Here is a 15,991-nt window from a genome sequence, read left to right as displayed (position 1 = left end):
CCATCATCGACAGCAAGCCCGCCGCGGCGACCGGCGCGATGCCGTGATCGCCGCAAAAGGCGATCATATGCGTGCCGACCAGCCCGTTGGTGGTGAGCCCGCAAACGAAGAAGGTACCGAACAACAGCCAGAACACCGGCTTGCGCCCCGCGCGCAGCAGCACCGAGATCGCCAGCCCGGCGGTGCCCGCCTGTTTGAGCGGCGCGGGCGGCGCGCTCCCCGGCTCTTCGCCGAAGCGGCCGTTGCCGATGTCGCCGGGCCGTTCGGGCACCACCAGCGCGACGATCGGCACCAGCGCGAGGCAGGCAAGGCTCACCGCCATCACCACCGGGCGCCATGCGCCGCCGGTCGAGAGCCAGGCGAGGAGCGGCAGGAACACCAAGGCCCCGGTCGCGGTGCTCGCGCTGAGCAGCCCCATCACCAGCCCCTGGCGCGTCGCGAACCAGCGGTTGACGATCGCCGCGCCGAGCACCGAAGCGACCGCCCCGCTGCCGATCCCGGAGATCACGCCCCAGCTCAGCACATAATGCCACGGCTCGCGCATCCACAGGCTGGCGAAGGTCGCGCCGGCCATCAGCATCAGCCCGCCGAGCATCGTCCGCCTGATCCCGAACGTCATCATCAACGCCGCCGCGAACGGCCCGACCAGCCCATACAGGAAGATGCCGACCGCCGCGGCGAAGGAGATCGTCGCGCGGTCCCAGCCGAAATGCAGTTCGAGCGGCTGCATCAACACCCCGGGGGTCGCGCGGAGCCCCGCCGATACGAGCAGCGCGACGAACGTCGCCGCGACAACCAGGAAGATATGAACCCGTCTCGGCACCAGCCCGGTGCGGTGGAGCATCCGGCTCATGCGCCGCATTCCCGCGTCGCGGCGACGATCCGCGCCAGCGCCGCTTCCAGCTCCTGCCAGTCGTCGGCGCCGATCTGTTCGAGCATCGCGGTCTGCACTTTCGCCCAGCCTGCGGTGGCGTCGGCGATCGCCTGATGCCCGGCCGGGCTGAGCGTCGCGATCTTGGCGCGCCCCGCCCCCTCGGCGATCGTCACCCAGCCGTGCCGTTCGATCGGGCCGAGGGCGCGGTAGAGCGTGGTGCGTTCCATCACCAGCAATTCGGCGAGCCGGCTGAGCGGGAGCGGGCCGTGCCGCGCGAGGTGCCGCAGGATCGAGAATTGCGCGACCGACATCCCCGCCTCTTCCATCACCTCGTCATAGGCGCGGGTCACGGCTCGCGAGGCTTTGCGCAGCGCGGTACAGATACAGGGCAGCGCGGTCAGCGAGTCGGTATCATGATGCATATGCATCATCTAGTGGGACGGGCATCTCGCTGTCAACGATTGGAACGGTGGCGTGCGCCCAGTCGTGCGGCTAGGCGGACGTAAATAATGACGGAGTTTCAGTTGCGTATCATCCCGGCGATCCTGACGTTGCTGCTCGCCGCTCCGGCGGTTGCGGCGGAGCCCGAGCTGTCGCCGGAGGCGTTGCAGCGGACGATCGAATGCCGTGGTGATCTCGCGACGCTCGGCGCATTCGGCGAGGCATTGTTCAGCAACAAGCAGCGGCCGGCGTGGCTCAAGCCGGTGTCGGACAACGGGCATCCGGGGATGCTCGGGCTGTGGACCTATCGCCTCGACCGGCCGATCGAGGTTTTCGGGCGCAGCGTCGATACGTTGTCGTTCCTCAAACAATGGGTGGTGGTGGAGCTGCCGCGCGAGGCGGCCGACGCGATCGTCCGCGATCAGAAGCTGGAACGCGCCCCGATCCGCATCACCGAGCAATATTATCGCTTCATCACCGATGAAGAGGGGCCGATGCTCGGTGCCTTCGCCCCGACCGATAACTCGCTCGAATTGCTGTTCGGCGGCGAGGCCAAGCCCGACGCGGCGAACACCACCCTGTTCGTCGGCTGCAATTATACGCCGGTCTCGAAGGCTGAATTCCTCGCGGTGGCGGCGCAGGCGGACGCGATCGTCAGCCGTAGCGCGAAGGCGTTGGACGAAACGCTGAAGAAGCCGCAGTAAAGCTCAGGCGGCGGCGCGCACCCGGCGCCGTCCGATGATGCGCAACGTGGCGAAATGCACCGCGAACAGCACGACTTTCGACGCAGTGGGAAAGATCGCGAGGAAGGTCAGCCACCATTGCGGGAAGGCGATCGCGATCACGAGGTTGGCGATCCCGGTGACGAACATCAGCCCGGCCCAGACATAGCCAAATGCGGTCATCAGATCGCCGATCACCGCGAATTCCTCGGGGATGACATAGCGGTTCAGCCAGCCGGGGCGGAGCATCGCGCATCCCACCACCCAATAGATGATCGAGGGCTTGGCCATCACGAAGCGCGGGTCATGCGTCAGCAAAGTCGCGCCTGCGGACACGACCACCAGCGCGAGGCTGAGCCATTGCATCGCCGGCACCGGCTTGCCCCACACGATATCGCTGACGACCATTCCCACCGCGATCGTCGCCCCGCATATCGTCGCGACCAACACGCTGGCATGAAGCGCCATCAGCACCGCAAAGATGATCACCCCGAGCGAATCGAGCAGCAGCGGACCGGCGGCGAATTTCAATTGGCGGAGCATCTCGGGACCCTTGATATTATCACTGTTAACATCGATCTGACACGCCTCGCGAAGCGCGTCAATCAAAAAGTTTACACCGTAAACTTAGACTCCCGGTTTTCGTACATTGGATGAGGTGCGCCGCGGCCGCAATGCGCTATAGCGCGCGCTCATGAGTCTCCTCGCCGCCCAGCAACGCGATCTCAGCGCCCTCGCCGACCGCACGCGGTTGCGGCATTTGCAGCCCCGCACCGGGCGCGATTTCTCGTCCAACGACTATCTCGGGCTGGCCGATGCGCCGCGGCTGCGCGCCGGGGTGGCGGCGGCGCTGGCACGGGGCGTGCCGGTCGGTTCGGGCGGCTCGCGGCTGCTGCGCGGCAATGATGCCGAGCACGAGGCGCTCGAGGCGGAGGCGGCGGCGTTCTTCGGCAGCGAATCGGCCTTGTTCTTCTCAAGCGGCTACACCGCCAACGCCGCATTGCTCTCGACGCTGCCGCAGCGCGGCGACCTGATCGTCCACGACGATCTGGTCCATGCCAGCGCGCATGAGGGGATGCGGCTCGCCCGCGCCGAGCGTGTCGCGGCGGCGCATAACGATGCGGGCGCGTTCGACGAGGCGATCCGCCGCTGGCGCGCCGCTGGCGGCATCGGGCGGCCGTGGATCGCGGTCGAAAGCCTGTACAGCATGGACGGCGACCGTGCCCCGCTCGACGATCTCGCCGCGATCGCCGCGCAGCACGAGGCGATTTTGCTGATCGACGAGGCACATGCCACGGGGGTGTTCGGTGATCGCGGCCGCGGGCTCGCCGCACCGCTCGAAGGGCGTGAAGACGTCGTCACCCTGCGCACCTGCGGCAAGGCACTGGGGTGCGAGGGCGCGCTGATCTGCGGCCCGCGCGTGGTGCGCGATTTCCTGATCAATCGCGGGCGCGGCTTCATCTTCTCGACCGCCCCTTCGCCGCTGATCGCCGCCGCGGTGCGCGAGAGCCTGAACATCCTCGCCGACGAGCCCGAACGCCGCACGCGGCTCGCCGCGCTGATCGCCTTTGCCGAGCGCACCTTGGCCGATTGCGGCGTGGCGCCGACCGGATCGCAGATCCTGCCGCTGGTGATTGGCGAGGACGCCCCGGCGATGGCGCTGGCGGCGGGGGTGCAGGCGGCGGGCTTCGACGTGCGCGGTATCCGTCCCCCCACCGTCCCGGCCGGCACCGCGCGGCTGCGCATCTCGATCACCCTCAACGTCGCCGAGGCCGACATCGTCGCACTCGCCGATACGATCAGGACATGCCGCTCATGACCCATCCTCGGATCGTCGTCACCGGCACCGACACCGATGTCGGCAAGACGATCTTCTCCGCCGCTTTGGCGGGGGCGCTCGGGGCTTATTATTGGAAACCGGTGCAGGCCGGGGTCGATCCCGAAGGCGATATCGAGCGCGCCGCGGCACTCGCCGGCCTGTCGCCCGACCGCGCTCTGCCCGAGGCCTATCGCCTGACCACGCCATGCTCGCCGCACCGCGCGGCGGAGATCGACGGGGTGACGATCGAACTGGCGCGGCTCGCTGTTCCCGAAGTGGCGGGGCCGCTGGTGATCGAGGGCGCCGGCGGGGTGATGGTGCCGGTGTCGCGCACCTTGCTGTTCGCCGATCTGTTCGCGCATTGGCGCGCGCCGGTGGTGATCGTCGCGCGGACCGCGCTCGGCACGATCAACCACAGCTTGCTGTCGATCGAGGCGCTGCGCCGGCGCGACGTGCCGATCCTCGGCATCGCCTTCATCGGCGACCCGCAGCCCGACAGCGAGGAGACGATCGCCAGCATCGGCCAGGTCAAGCGACTCGGCCGGCTGCCGCTGCTCGATCCGCTCGACCGTGACACGCTGGCGGCGGCCTTCGCCGCGCATTTCGATCCGAGGGATTTCCGATGACGCGCTCGCCGATCTGGCACCCCTTCACCCAGCACGGCCTGAACGAGCCGATTCCCCTCGTCACCCATGCCGAGGGGGCCGCGCTCTACACCGCCGACGGGCGACGGGTAATCGACGGCATCTCCTCCTGGTGGGTGACGACGCACGGCCATTGCCATCCGCGCATCATGGCCGCGATCGCCGAGCAGACGACGAAGCTCGACCAGATCATCTTCGCCGGCTGGACCCACGAACCCGCCGAGACGCTCGCGCGCGGGCTCACCGCGATCATGCCGCCCTCGCTCGGCTATGTATTCTTCTCCGACTCGGGTTCGACCAGCGTCGAGGTCGCGCTCAAGATGGCGCTCGGCTATTGGGCCAATCGCGGCACGGCGCGGCACCGCATCCTGGTGATGGAGCATAGCTATCACGGCGATACGATCGGCGCGATGTCGGTCGGCGAACGCGGGGTGTTCAACGCGCCTTATACGCCATTGCTGTTCGATGTCGGCACGCTCCCCTTTCCCACCGCCGGCAACGAACAGGCGACGCTCGACGCGCTCGAGGCGGCGTGCCGCGAGGCGCCCGCCGCGCTGATCGTCGAGCCTTTGGTGCTCGGCGCGGGCGGGATGCTGATCTACCCGCCGTGGGTGCTGGCGGAGATGCGCGCGATCTGCGCGCGACACGACGTGCTGTTCATCGCCGACGAGGTGATGACCGGCTGGGGCCGCACCGGCACGTTGCTGGCATGCGAACAGGCCAGGGTGGTGCCCGATATCCTGTGCCTCTCAAAGGGGCTGACCGGCGGGGCGATCCCGCTCGCGGTGACGCTGGCGAGCGCGGCGATCTACGAGGCGCATCTCTCGCCCGATCGCGCGCGGATGTTCTTCCATTCGTCGAGCTACACCGCCAATCCGATCGCCTGCGCGGCGGCCAATGCCAATCTCGCGGTCTGGCGCGACGAGCCGGTGACGGCGCGGATCGCCGATCTCGCGGCGCGGCAGGCGCAACGGCTGGCGCGGCTCGCCCCGCTGCCCGGGGTGGCCAACCCGCGGTCGATCGGGACGATCGCGGCGGTCGATCTCGTCGATCCGGCGGGCGGCGGCTATCTCTCCAACCTCGCCCCGCGGCTCCTCGCGCATTTCCGCGAGCGCGACCTGCTGCTCCGTCCGCTCGGCAATACCGTCTATGTCATGCCGCCTTATTGCATCGGCGACGACGATCTCGATCGTGCTTATGATGCGATTGCCGAGGCGATCTCTGCGCTTTGATCACGCATCCGGGGTGCGCCGGCTATGTTCGAGCTGGAGCGCCACGATCCGCGCGAGCAATGTCGCGGGAAACAATTGCCCGATCACCGCCTCCAGATTGGCGAGGCTGCGCGCCAGCGGCAGCACCGGCACGATATCGCCATAACCGGTGGTGGTGAGCGTCGCGAGGCTGAAATAGGTCAGCACCGCGGTCCGCTCCCCCTGCCCCAGCGCGAGCGGGGTCGCAGTGGTCGAGACCAATGCGCCCGGCGAGTGGGTGAGGATCGCATTGAAGGCGATCGCGAACAGCGCGGCGATGTTGAGATAGATCAGCACGGCGCCCTGGATGCGATGGACGGTCACCCGCCCGGGCCCGAAGACGTGCCGCGCGACCAGCGCCGTCACCGCCGCGTTGAAGCAGAAGGCGGCGACCTCGATCACCCCGTGCTGGAAGCCGGGGCTGGCATCGATCCCGATATCGAGCAGCAATCGCCGCGCGACGAGCGGCCCGAACAGCGGCGCCGCCAGCGAAAGCAGGAGCAACAACTGGAGCAGCCGATGTCGCGTCAGCACGGTGACGCAGACCAGAGCGAATCCCAGCCGGCACCCGTCGAGCAACAGATGCGCGCCGGCATATTGCGTGTTGAGCGGTACCGCGACGAACAGCGTCAGCACCTGCAACCCGAGCAGGGCGCTGAGCCCCCAGTCGATCCGATAATGCCGGATGCGATAGGTTCGCATGCGCGATCTTCCCGCCTCAGCGCGTGAAGCGCACCGCCGCCCGCGCGCGCTCGTCCACGGTCAGCGAGAAAACGTCCGGGCGGGCATAATGGCCCACGACATCGAAATCGTAGCGCCCGCGCACGATCGCGCCGGTGTCGATCGTCGCGGCGACCAGCCCGGTCTCGTTGTAGAGCGGGCCGGCGAGCATTTCGCCCAGCGGATCGGCGATCAGGCTGCCGCCGCGGATCAGCGGGCGATCGGCGTCCCAGCCGGGCAGATCGAGGCCGAGCGTCGCGGGCGACGGCTGCACCTGGCACGCGCTGACCACGAAGCAGCGCCCCTCATGCGCGATATGCCGCATCGAACATTGCCAGATCTCGCGCTCGTCGACCGTCGGCGCGGCCCATATGTCGATGCCCTTGGCGTACATCGCCAGCCGCAATTGCGGCATATGGTTTTCCCAGCAGATCGCGGTGCCGACCCGCCCCGCGCCGGTCTCCACCACCGGCAGCGTCGAGCCGTCGCCCTGCCCCCAGATCAGCCGCTCGGTCCCGGTCGGCATCAATTTGCGGTGTTTGGCGACCAGCCCCTCGGCCGGGGTGAAGAACAAGGCGGTGCAGTAAAGCGTCCCGCCGTCGCGCTCGATCACCCCGACGACAAGGCTCGCGCCGGTGCGCTGCGACAGCGCCGCCAGTTCGGCGGTCTCCGGCCCCGGCAGGTCGATCGCCCTGGCGTGATAGCGCGCGAACGCCTCGCGCCCCTCGGGCAGGCGATAGCCGAGCCGCGTGCCGAACCATTCGCCCTTGGGATAGCCCCCGAGCACGGCTTCGGGCAGCACGACGAGATCGGCGCCCGCATCGGCGATCGCCCCCTCGAACGACAGGATCTGCGCCAGCGTCGCCTCGGTGCCGTCGGGCGACGCACCGATCTGCAGCGCGGCGATCGTTCTCTGGCTCATTCACCCTTCCCTTCGGCCTCGGCATATTCCACCGCCAGCGTGCCACTGTGATGCGTCTCGCGCATCCGCAGATAGACGATCAGCGACAGGCCGATCATCGCGGTGACATACCAATAGAAGCCCTTCTCGAACCCGGCACGCTTGAACCACAAGGCGACATATTCCGCGGTCCCGCCGAACAATGTGTTGGCCAATGCATAAGGCAGCGCGACGCCGAGCGTGCGGATATCGGCCGGGAACAGCTCCGCCTTCACGACCGCGTTGATCGAGGTATAGCCGGTCACCGCCACCAGCGCGGCGAGCACCAGCAGGAAGGCGTTGAACGAATTCGATACCGTCTCCAGCGCGGTGAACAATGGCACCGTGCCCAATACCCCGGCGATGCCGAAGGCGATCATCAGCGGCTTGCGCCCGATCCGATCGGACAATGCCCCCGCGAGCGGCTGGAGCAGCATGTAGATGAACAGCGCCGCAGTCATCACCCGCGAGGCGGTCTGCACCGAAAAGCCCGAAGTGTTGACGAGGAATTTCTGGAGGTAGACGCTATAGGTGTAGAAAGCGAGCGTCCCCCCCGCGGTGAGCGCCATCACCAGCAGCACCTCGCGTGGATGATCGCGCATCAATTTGAGGCTGCTGACCCGCTCGGCGCGGCTTTCCTCGACCCGGCGGAACGAGTCGGTCTCGTCCATCCCGCGCCGCAGGTAGAAGACCGCGAAGGCCAGCATTCCGCCGATCGCGAACGGGATGCGCCAGCCCCACAGATGGAGTTCCGCCTCGCTCAACACGCCCTGGAGGATGAGGAGCACGCATAGCGCGACCAATTGCCCCGCGATCAGCGTGACATATTGGAAGCTGGAGAAGAATCCGCGATGCTTCTTCCCCGCCATCTCGCTGAGATAGACCGCGCTGGCGCCATATTCGCCGCCGACCGACAGCCCCTGCATCAGCCGCGCGGCGAGCAGCACGATCGGCGCCATCACGCCGATCGTCGCGAACGACGGGGTCAGCGCGATCAGCAGCGACCCGGCGCACATCAGGGTCACCGACAGCGTCAGCGCGGCGCGGCGCCCGTGGCGGTCGGCGTAGAGCCCCATCAGCCACGCGCCGATCGGCCGCATCAGGAAGCCGACCGCGAAGATCGCCGCGGCGTTGAGCAATTGCGAGGTGCGGTCGCTCGCCGGGAAAAAGGCCGGCGCGAAATAGAGCGTGAACGCCGAATAGACGTACCAGTCGTACCATTCGACCAGATTGCCCGCCGATCCGCCCAAGATCGACCACAGACGCCCTTGTTGCTGGCGGGGTGCCGTTCGGGCACCGGCGGTTTGATGCATCAGGGCGGTCTTTCTGGCTGGACGTGGCGATATCGCCCGCCAGCAACACCGTTTCGGCGCCGGGATCAACGGTTATGCGGCCTAATAGCGAAAAGCCCCGCGCGGCGCGTGCCGCACGGGGCCTTCCGTCGCGCCGAAGCGTAACGATCAGAACTTCTTGCGCAGCGTGATGAACGCCTGCCGCGGCGCGCCAACCAGCATCGATTGCAGCGTGCCGCCCGGATCGGAGAAAGCGAAGCCGTTCTGCCCCAATGTGCCGACATATTTCTTGTCGAACACGTTGGTCACATTGCCCTGAATCTCCAGCCCGTCGAGTGCGCTGCCGGTATCGTGGAAGCGATAGCCGAGCGCGAAATCGACCAGCACCCGGCCCGGCACGCTCGCGTCATTGGTATAGGTATAATAGCGCCGGCTCTGATAGTTGGCCGCGATGCGCGCGATGATCGAGCCGTCGTCATAGGCGATCTCGCCGTTGGCGAGATGCTTCGGAATGCTGACGACCTGCTTGCCCTTGGTCGCCCACACCTGCCCGCTCAGCACATCATCGTCATATTGTGCGTCGGTATAAGCGTAGGAGCCGTAGAGCGAGAGCGCGTGGGTCAGGTGATAGGTGCCCGCCAGCTCGGCGCCGTTGGTCGTCACCGAACCGACGTTCGACAGGACCGAGGCGCATCCGACCACGATCGCGCACGGCTGGACCGACAGCAGCCGGTTGCTGAACTTGACGTGATAGCCGGCGAGCGATCCGTCGAAGTTCGGCAGATGGAAACGCAGGCCGCCTTCGAGCGTCCATGAGGTTTCCGGCTTGATCTTGCCCTGGATCGCCTGGAAGCCCGCTTGGTTGGTCACGAACGGTTCGGTCGTATAGGCACGCATATTCTCGGCATAGCCGGCGAACGCCTCGACGGCGTTGGAGAAGCTGTAGTTCAACCCGACCTGCGGCAGGAACATCTTCTTCGATTCGAGCGTGCCGCTCGTATCGCGCGACGCCGCCGACGCTTGGCTGACCGGATCGTACTTATTGACGATCTTGACATCCAGCCCCTTGAAGCCCGCGGTAATCTTGAAATCGGGCGTCACCTGCCAGGTATCCTGAACATAATATTGGCCCGTGGTGATCGTCATATCGTATTGATATTGGATATAGAACGGGTTCTCCGGCCATTGCCGATTGTCGATGCTCGACACATTGCTGTTCGCCAACGGGAAGAATTCGCGCGTCAGCGTATAGCCGTTGCGCTCGAACCATCCGCCGACCTCGATCTGGTGGTCGCCGAAGTGGAACGTCAGCCCGCCGGTCGCGCCCCCGCGGTTGATCGCATAAGCGGTCGAGCGGATCGACAGCGCGGCGCCGCCCGGCGTGGGGGTATAAGGCGTCCACCACGTGCCGATGCCGCGGTTGCGGTGGAAATAGGGGGTCAGCTTGATCGAAACCGTATCGCTGAACTTATAGTCCAGATTGGCGCCGACCAGCAGATCCTTGCGTAGGCCGTAGCCGTTATAATAGGTATCGTCGGCGCAGATCGTCTGGGAGTAACCGGGATATTTCGCGCAATATCCCGTATAGTTCACCAGATCGGACTGGAGGTTCTTCGCGATCGCCAGCGCGGTCGGGTAATCGTTGCGGATATAATCCCAGTCCCAGCCGTATTTCTTGATCAGGGCGAGCGACGTATCCATATAGTCGTCGTCCTTGAAGTCCGAATAATTGACGAAGGCGCTGATGCTGCCGCGTGTATCGAGCGGCACGACCAACTTGCTGTTGACCGACCACGCCTGCTGTTTGCCCTGCCCCTTCCATTTCGGCGAATCGAGCCACGAGCCGCTGACATAGCCCTTCACCCCGCCGCCGAGATCACCGGTCTCGATCCGGCCGAACAGGCGATAGGCGTTCTCGCTGCCATAGCTCGCCTCGACATCGCCGCCCATCACATCCTCGGGCGCCTTACTGAAGAATTGCAGCGTGCCGCCGAGGTTGGAACTCGACGCGGTATCGAGCGAGCCGGTGCCCTGCGCCAGCGTCGAGCGCGCGATATTCTCCGAAGCGATCGCGCGGCTGATGTGCAGGCCGTTGAAATTGCCATAGCTCATGTCACCGAGCGGCACATTGTCGAGCGTGAAGCCCAATTGGTTCTGCGTGAAGCCGCGCACCGCGATGCGCGTCGACCATTCGTTGGTGCCCAGCGCATTGGCCGACTGGAACGAGACGCTCGGCAGCTTTTCGAGCACTTTGAGCGCGCTGGTGCCCGGCGCGGCGGCAGAAATGTCGGCGGCGGTCAGCGTCTGGACCTGGCGAGTCTCGCCCTTGCCGTAGACGACGATATCCTCCTGCATCGCGCCGTCGGGCGTGCGCGGTTGCGTCTGCGCCGTGGCGGGCAGTGCAGGCAGCCCGAGCGCGCCAACCAGTGCGACCCCGGCAAGAAGCTGATGTCGAAGCATATTCCCCCCTATCGATAAGCCTGTCGATCAACGCAGCGCGCCGATCCCCCTTCCCGAAAAACGGCCGCTGGAGGGCCGGTCTTCGGGCTGTCTTTGTTACGGTTCGTCTTGTTCTGAAATGGGCTTGACCGAAGGCTATTCAGCAGGGCCTCTTATGGTCAAGTCGCGTTTTCCTAATAGTTCATGTCGACTGCGCCGCAAACTCGCCGATCTTTTCGCGCCGGCACAGCCACAGATAGGCGATTGCCGAGACCGGCAGGCCGACCAGCATCGAGACGTCGATCCCCCCGATCGCCTTCGCGGCCGCGCCGGTGAACAGATGCGTGCTGAAGAACGGCACCATCACCACGAAGCCGATGAGATAGGCGATCAGCCCCGCTGCATTCCACCGGCCGTAGATGCCGTCGGGATCGAAGATGTCGGGGATCGAATAATGTTGTTTTCGAACAATGTAGAAGTCGACCAGATTGATCGCGGTCCACGGCGTGAACAGATAGATCAGGATCGACAGCAGCAATTCGTACTGGTGCATGAAGCTGCCCGAGGCCGAGAAGGACAAGGCCGAAGAGGCAAGCATCACGATCAGCAGCGAAATCACCCGGTTCTTCACCGTCGCCGCGACTTTGCGGAATGCGTCGGCGATGCTGAGCAGGGTGAGCGAGGCGCCGTAGAAATTGAGCGACGTGGCGGTGATCAGGCTGGCGAAGGCGACCACCAGCAGCACCGTGCCGAAGCCGGGGACGATCGCGTCGCCCACCGCGCGCGCCGCGGCGATCACGTTCATCTGCGGAAAGGCCGCGACCGCGAGCGCGCCGACCAGCATCATCCACACCCCGCCGAGCATCGCCCCGGCGAAGGTCCACCAAAAGGCCGCCTTCACCCCGACATTCGGTGGCAAATAGCGCGAATAATCAGAGACGTAGATTGACCAGCTCAGTTGATAGGCGGCCGCCGCGAAAAATTGCATCATGAACGGCACGAGCAGGAAACGCGCCGGATCGAGCTGCCCCGCAGGGAGCGGCACCGCGATCAGCGCGCCGATGCTGAACGCGGCGAGGATCACGATCAGCGTGAAGGCCAGCATGCGCTGCGCGGTGTGGATCAGATCGTTGCCGACGAATGCGACGGCGAGCCCGATCAGCGTGAACACCACCATCGTCGGGCGGGTCGGCAGCCCGGCCAGCTCGTGCATCGTCTGGCCCGCAAGAACCTGATTAAAGGCGTTATATCCGATATAAGTGACCAGTGCGACGCCCCATACCAGCAGCGCGCCGAGATGCCCGAACTGCGGGCGCGACTGGATCATCTGCGGCAGGCCGAGCTGCGGCCCCTGCGCGGCGTGGAAGGCCATGAAGAAAGTGCCGAGCGCGCACCCGCCGACGATCGCGACGATCGACCAGAACAGATTGGCCCCCATCGCGATGCCCAGCGCGCCGGTGGCAAGCGTCGCAAGATGCGCATCCCCGGCGAACCAGATCGGCCAGAGATGCCAAACCTTGCCGTGCCGCTCTTCCAGCGGGACGAAATCGATCGAACGCACTTCGATCAGCGGCTGACTGGACATAGCCCGCTCCCCCATATGGTCAGGCGTCGCTCCAGTGCGCGCCCGTATACGCACGCGATGCTGGGGTGGGTCGAACGAGGTTAGCAAGGGGGTTGTTGCGCGCCCCGTCATCCCGGCTTAGGGCCGGGCTGACGGAGATTGCTTGCGCAGCGACGCCGGGCTCGTGCCGAACGTCCGACGGAATACCCGCGCCAGCGCCGAGGCCGAGTCGAACCCGGTTGCCAGCGCGATATCGAGCACCTTGAGGTCGGTCGTCTCAATCAGCGCGCGGGCGCGCTCGACCCGCAACCGCCGGTAATAATCCTGTGGCGCCATCCCGAGATGCGTGTCGAACAACCGCTCGACCTGCCGCACCGACAGCCCGGCGCGCGCCGCGAGCGCGGGCGAGGCGAGCGGCGCGTCGAGATGCGCCTCCATCACCGCGATCACCCCCAGCACCGCGCGGTTGCGCACCGCGAGCCGGCGGTCGAGCGCCATGCGTTGCGCCTCGCCGGCGCGGCGGATGCGATCGTGGATGAACTGTTCCGAGACGGCATGTGCGAAGGCGCGACCGTGGCTGTCGGCGAGCCGTTCGAGCATCATGTCGAGCGCCGCCGTCCCCCCGGCGCAGGTGAACACCCGCTCGCCGATAGCGTAGAGCGCGTCGGTGACGGGGATGTCCGCCCAGCGCTCGCGAAATTCGGGCGCCGCCTCCCAGTGGATCGCCACCGGCCCGCGTCCGGCGACCCCGGCGCGCGCGAGGATTTCCACCCCGGTATCGAGCGCGCCCAGCCGGCCGCCGTCGTGCGCGAAGCGGCGCAGCGTCGCGAGCCCGGCACGGCCGATCGCCTTGTCGGGGCGGAAACCGGCGCAGACGATCAGCGTGCCCGGCGCGGTGACCTCGGCCAGCGCGCGATCGACCGGGAAGCGCATCCCGCTCGACGCGGCGACCGGCGCGCCGTCTTCGGCGTGGAGTCGCCAGGCGAAGATCGTCCGCCCGGCGATGCGGTTGGCGACGCGCAGCGGCTCGACCGCGGAGAAGAAGGCGAGCGCCGAAAAGCCCTCGACCAACAGGAAATCCACCGTCTCGATGCCGTCGGCCATGAACAACACCAATCACATATTGTCGTAAAATGCACCAACAATGTCGTTTAATGCCCCACGTAATATCGAAACGCGGCGCAGATTTCCTCGCAGATTAGCGAGAGGCCCACATGCAAAGCCCCATGCAAAGCGAAGTGTTCATCACCTGCGCGGTCACCGGATCGGGCGATACCGCCAGCCGGCATCCCGGGCTTCCGATCACCCCCGCGCAGATCGCCGACGCCTCGATCGAGGCGGCCAAGGCGGGCGCGGCGATCGCGCATATCCACGTCCGCGATCCCGAAACCGGCGCCGCGAGCCGCGATCCCGCGCTGTATCGCGAAGTGGTCGAGCGGATCCGCGCGTCGGACACCGACGTCATCATCAACCTCACCGCCGGGATGGGCGGTGACGTGGTGTTCGGTCCCGGCGAGAACCCGCTGCCGCTCGACCCGAAGGGCACCGATATGGTCGGCCCGCTCGAGCGGCTGGTGCATGTCGAGGAATTGCTGCCCGAAATCTGCACGCTCGATTGCGGCACGATGAATTTCTCGGCCGGCGATTATGTGATGACCAACACCCCCAGCCACCTGCGCGCGATGGCCAAGCGGGTGCAGGAACTCGGCGTCCGCCCCGAGCTCGAAGTGTTCGACTTCGGTCATCTCGTCTTCGTCAAGGATCTCATCAAGGAAGGGCTGCTCGATAACCCACTGATGATCCAGCTGTGCCTCGGCATCCCCTATGGGGCGCCCGACGATCCGATGACGACGATGGCGCTGGTCAACCAATTGCCCGAGGGCGCGATCTTCTCCGGCTTCTCGATCGGCTCGCGGCAATTGCCGTTCGTCGCGATGGCGGTGCTGGCGGGGGGCAACGTCCGCGTTGGGCTGGAGGATAATCTCTATCTCCAGCGCGGGGTGAAGGCGTCGAACGCCGATCTCGTCACCCGCGCGAAGACGATCATCGAGGCGATGAACGTCCGCGTGATGGGCCCGGCCGAGGTGCGCGAGAAGCTCAAGCTCAGGAAGGCCGCCTGACATGATCGCCACGGTGCGCAAGGCCGGGCTGGTCGGCGGTGGGGTGATCGGCGCCGGCTGGGCGGCGCGGCTGCTGCTCAACGGCATCGACGTCGCGATCTTCGATCCCGATCCCGAGATCGGGCGCAAGGTGGAGACGGTGCTCGCCGGCGCGCGGCGCGCGTGGCAGCGGTTGATCCCGGCGGGGCTTCCCGCCGAGGGCAAGTTGCGGCTCGCCTCTTCGGTCGAGGATGCCGTCGCCGATGCCGATTTCGTCCAGGAGAGCCTGCCCGAGCGCGAGGACCTCAAGATCGACGTCCTCGGCCGCATCGATCGCGCGACCCGTCCCGATGTGGTGATCGGCTCGTCGACTTCCGGGCTGCTCCCGACGCGGCTGCAATCGGGGATGGCGCATCCCGAGCGGCTGGTGGTCGGGCATCCGTTCAACCCGGTCTATCTGCTCCCGCTGGTCGAGATCTGCGGCGGCGCGGCGACCTCCGACGCGACCAAGCAATGGGCGGCGGATTTCTACATCTCGCTCGGGATGCATCCGCTCCACGTCCGCAAGGAGATCGACGGCTTCATCGCCGATCGCCTGCTCGAGGCGTTGTGGCGCGAGGCCTTGTGGCTGGTCAACGACGGCATCGCCACCACCGAGGAGATCGACGACGCGATCCGCTACGGCGCGGGGCTGCGCTGGTCGTTCATGGGCACCTTCCTGATCTATCGCGTCGCCGGCGGCGAGGCGGGGATGCGGCATTTCCTCGCGCAATTCGGCCCCGCGCTGAAATTGCCCTGGACCAAGCTGGAGGCGCCCGAGCTGACCGATGCCTTGGTCGATCGCGTCGCCGAGCAATCCGACGATCAGGCCGGCGGCACCTCGATCCGCGAGCTGGAGCGAATCCGCGACGACGCGCTGATCGCGGTGCTCTCGGGGCTGCGCGGCGAGGATTATGGCGCGGGCAAGACGCTCGCCGATTATGCTCGCGCGCTGATGGCGAAGCTGCCCGCCCCGGCGACCGAGGTGGACGAGACGAGGCCGCTCGCGCTGCACGAGGCGCCAGTCGCGGCCGACTGGATCGACTATAACGGCCATATGACCGAGCACCGCTATCTGCAGGTGTTCGGCGATACGACCGATGCGTTGCTGCGCTATCTGTCGGTCGACGCCGATTATCTCGCGAACG

General features: G+C 66.4%; 14 protein-coding genes and 1 pseudogene (1 of these 15 running past the window's edge). 6 read left to right on the top strand and 9 right to left on the bottom strand.

The window, feature by feature from the left end; genetic code table 11:
- Positions 1-844 (bottom strand): annotated as a pseudogene (locus BGN95_RS16480) (MFS transporter); it reaches 368 nt to the left of the window's first position.
- Between the two features lie 5 nt (positions 845-849).
- A complete protein-coding gene (locus BGN95_RS16475; protein ID WP_179515391.1) occupies positions 850-1,296 on the bottom strand; it encodes a MarR family winged helix-turn-helix transcriptional regulator in 447 nt (148 codons plus the stop codon).
- A gap of 102 nt (positions 1,297-1,398) precedes the next feature.
- Between BGN95_RS16475 and BGN95_RS16470 the strand changes: the two genes are divergently transcribed.
- Positions 1,399-2,019, top strand: coding sequence for a hypothetical protein (locus BGN95_RS16470; protein WP_286773368.1), 621 nt, complete (start codon positions 1,399-1,401; stop codon positions 2,017-2,019).
- Between the two features lie 3 nt (positions 2,020-2,022).
- Here BGN95_RS16470 and BGN95_RS16465 read toward each other — a convergent pair whose 3' ends face one another.
- Complete coding sequence (locus BGN95_RS16465; RefSeq protein ID WP_286773367.1) at positions 2,023-2,580, bottom strand: inner membrane-spanning protein YciB; 558 nt, start codon at positions 2,578-2,580, stop codon at positions 2,023-2,025.
- A gap of 151 nt (positions 2,581-2,731) precedes the next feature.
- Between BGN95_RS16465 and BGN95_RS16460 the strand changes: the two genes are divergently transcribed.
- From BGN95_RS16460 to BGN95_RS16450, 3 genes are read left to right on the top strand one after another with little or no spacing between them, the layout of a single operon-like run.
- The gene (locus tag BGN95_RS16460) at positions 2,732-3,856 is read left to right on the top strand and encodes an 8-amino-7-oxononanoate synthase (RefSeq protein WP_286773366.1); all 1,125 of its coding nucleotides are present in this window, start codon (positions 2,732-2,734) and stop codon (positions 3,854-3,856) included.
- A complete protein-coding gene (gene bioD / locus BGN95_RS16455; RefSeq protein WP_286773426.1) occupies positions 3,853-4,482 on the top strand; it encodes a dethiobiotin synthase in 630 nt (209 codons plus the stop codon). The genes BGN95_RS16460 and bioD overlap by 4 nt, the downstream gene beginning before the upstream one ends.
- Positions 4,479-5,732: an adenosylmethionine--8-amino-7-oxononanoate transaminase gene (locus BGN95_RS16450; RefSeq protein WP_286773365.1), complete on the top strand. Its 1,254-nt coding sequence runs from the start codon at positions 4,479-4,481 to the stop codon at positions 5,730-5,732. Before bioD ends, BGN95_RS16450 begins: the two co-directional genes overlap by 4 nt.
- Here BGN95_RS16450 and BGN95_RS16445 read toward each other — a convergent pair whose 3' ends face one another.
- The 6 genes from BGN95_RS16445 to BGN95_RS16420 all read right to left on the bottom strand — a co-directional run bounded on the left by BGN95_RS16445 (position 5,733) and on the right by BGN95_RS16420 (position 13,809).
- Positions 5,733-6,452 (bottom strand): potassium channel family protein, encoded by a 720-nt coding sequence (locus BGN95_RS16445; RefSeq protein ID WP_265312386.1) that lies wholly within the window; start codon positions 6,450-6,452, stop codon positions 5,733-5,735. It abuts the gene before it with no gap.
- 16 nt (positions 6,453-6,468) lie between these two features.
- Positions 6,469-7,392, bottom strand: coding sequence for a carbon-nitrogen hydrolase family protein (locus tag BGN95_RS16440; RefSeq protein ID WP_286773364.1), 924 nt, complete (start codon positions 7,390-7,392; stop codon positions 6,469-6,471).
- A complete protein-coding gene (locus BGN95_RS16435; protein ID WP_286773363.1) occupies positions 7,389-8,723 on the bottom strand; it encodes an MFS transporter in 1,335 nt (444 codons plus the stop codon). Before BGN95_RS16435 ends, BGN95_RS16440 begins: the two co-directional genes overlap by 4 nt.
- 147 nt (positions 8,724-8,870) lie before the next feature.
- Complete coding sequence (locus tag BGN95_RS16430) at positions 8,871-11,162, bottom strand: TonB-dependent receptor (protein ID WP_286773362.1); 2,292 nt, start codon at positions 11,160-11,162, stop codon at positions 8,871-8,873.
- Between the two features lie 181 nt (positions 11,163-11,343).
- Entirely contained in the window at positions 11,344-12,726 is a 1,383-nt protein-coding gene (locus BGN95_RS16425) for a purine-cytosine permease family protein (protein ID WP_286773361.1), read from the bottom strand.
- A 117-nt stretch (positions 12,727-12,843) separates the two neighbouring features.
- Positions 12,844-13,809: a GlxA family transcriptional regulator gene (locus tag BGN95_RS16420; RefSeq protein ID WP_265312391.1), complete on the bottom strand. Its 966-nt coding sequence runs from the start codon at positions 13,807-13,809 to the stop codon at positions 12,844-12,846.
- Between the two features lie 110 nt (positions 13,810-13,919).
- On the opposite strand from BGN95_RS16420, the gene BGN95_RS16415 reads away from it, so the two are divergent.
- Both BGN95_RS16415 and BGN95_RS16410 read left to right on the top strand, forming a co-directional pair.
- Positions 13,920-14,825, top strand: a complete 906-nt coding sequence (locus BGN95_RS16415; RefSeq protein ID WP_286773360.1) for a beta-keto acid cleavage family enzyme — start codon at positions 13,920-13,922, stop codon at positions 14,823-14,825.
- Position 14,826: 1 nt separating this feature from the next.
- Positions 14,827-15,991: L-carnitine dehydrogenase (locus tag BGN95_RS16410; RefSeq protein ID WP_286773359.1), on the top strand; the 1,165-nt coding region annotated here is incomplete at its 3' end.

Origin of the sequence: Sphingomonas sp. 66-10 (genome assembly GCF_001897045.1) — a bacterium.
Classification (GTDB): domain Bacteria; phylum Pseudomonadota; class Alphaproteobacteria; order Sphingomonadales; family Sphingomonadaceae; genus Sphingomonas; species Sphingomonas lycopersici.
Note: the sequence above shows the minus strand (reverse complement) of the source record. Positions and strands in the feature narration are given on the sequence as shown.

Coding starts and splice junctions, on each gene's coding strand:
- BGN95_RS16450 (WP_286773365.1), top strand. CDS start 4,479: ATGACGCGCTCGCCGATCTGGCACCCCTTCACCCAGCACGGCCTGAAC.
- BGN95_RS16440 (WP_286773364.1), bottom strand. CDS start 7,392: ATGAGCCAGAGAACGATCGCCGCGCTGCAGATCGGTGCGTCGCCCGAC.
- BGN95_RS16460 (WP_286773366.1), top strand. CDS start 2,732: ATGAGTCTCCTCGCCGCCCAGCAACGCGATCTCAGCGCCCTCGCCGAC.
- BGN95_RS16430 (WP_286773362.1), bottom strand. CDS start 11,162: ATGCTTCGACATCAGCTTCTTGCCGGGGTCGCACTGGTTGGCGCGCTC.
- BGN95_RS16420 (WP_265312391.1), bottom strand. CDS start 13,809: ATGGCCGACGGCATCGAGACGGTGGATTTCCTGTTGGTCGAGGGCTTT.
- BGN95_RS16435 (WP_286773363.1), bottom strand. CDS start 8,723: ATGCATCAAACCGCCGGTGCCCGAACGGCACCCCGCCAGCAACAAGGG.
- BGN95_RS16425 (WP_286773361.1), bottom strand. CDS start 12,726: ATGTCCAGTCAGCCGCTGATCGAAGTGCGTTCGATCGATTTCGTCCCG.
- BGN95_RS16475 (WP_179515391.1), bottom strand. CDS start 1,296: ATGCATCATGATACCGACTCGCTGACCGCGCTGCCCTGTATCTGTACC.
- BGN95_RS16415 (WP_286773360.1), top strand. CDS start 13,920: ATGCAAAGCCCCATGCAAAGCGAAGTGTTCATCACCTGCGCGGTCACC.
- BGN95_RS16465 (WP_286773367.1), bottom strand. CDS start 2,580: ATGCTCCGCCAATTGAAATTCGCCGCCGGTCCGCTGCTGCTCGATTCG.
- bioD (WP_286773426.1), top strand. CDS start 3,853: ATGACCCATCCTCGGATCGTCGTCACCGGCACCGACACCGATGTCGGC.
- BGN95_RS16445 (WP_265312386.1), bottom strand. CDS start 6,452: ATGCGAACCTATCGCATCCGGCATTATCGGATCGACTGGGGGCTCAGC.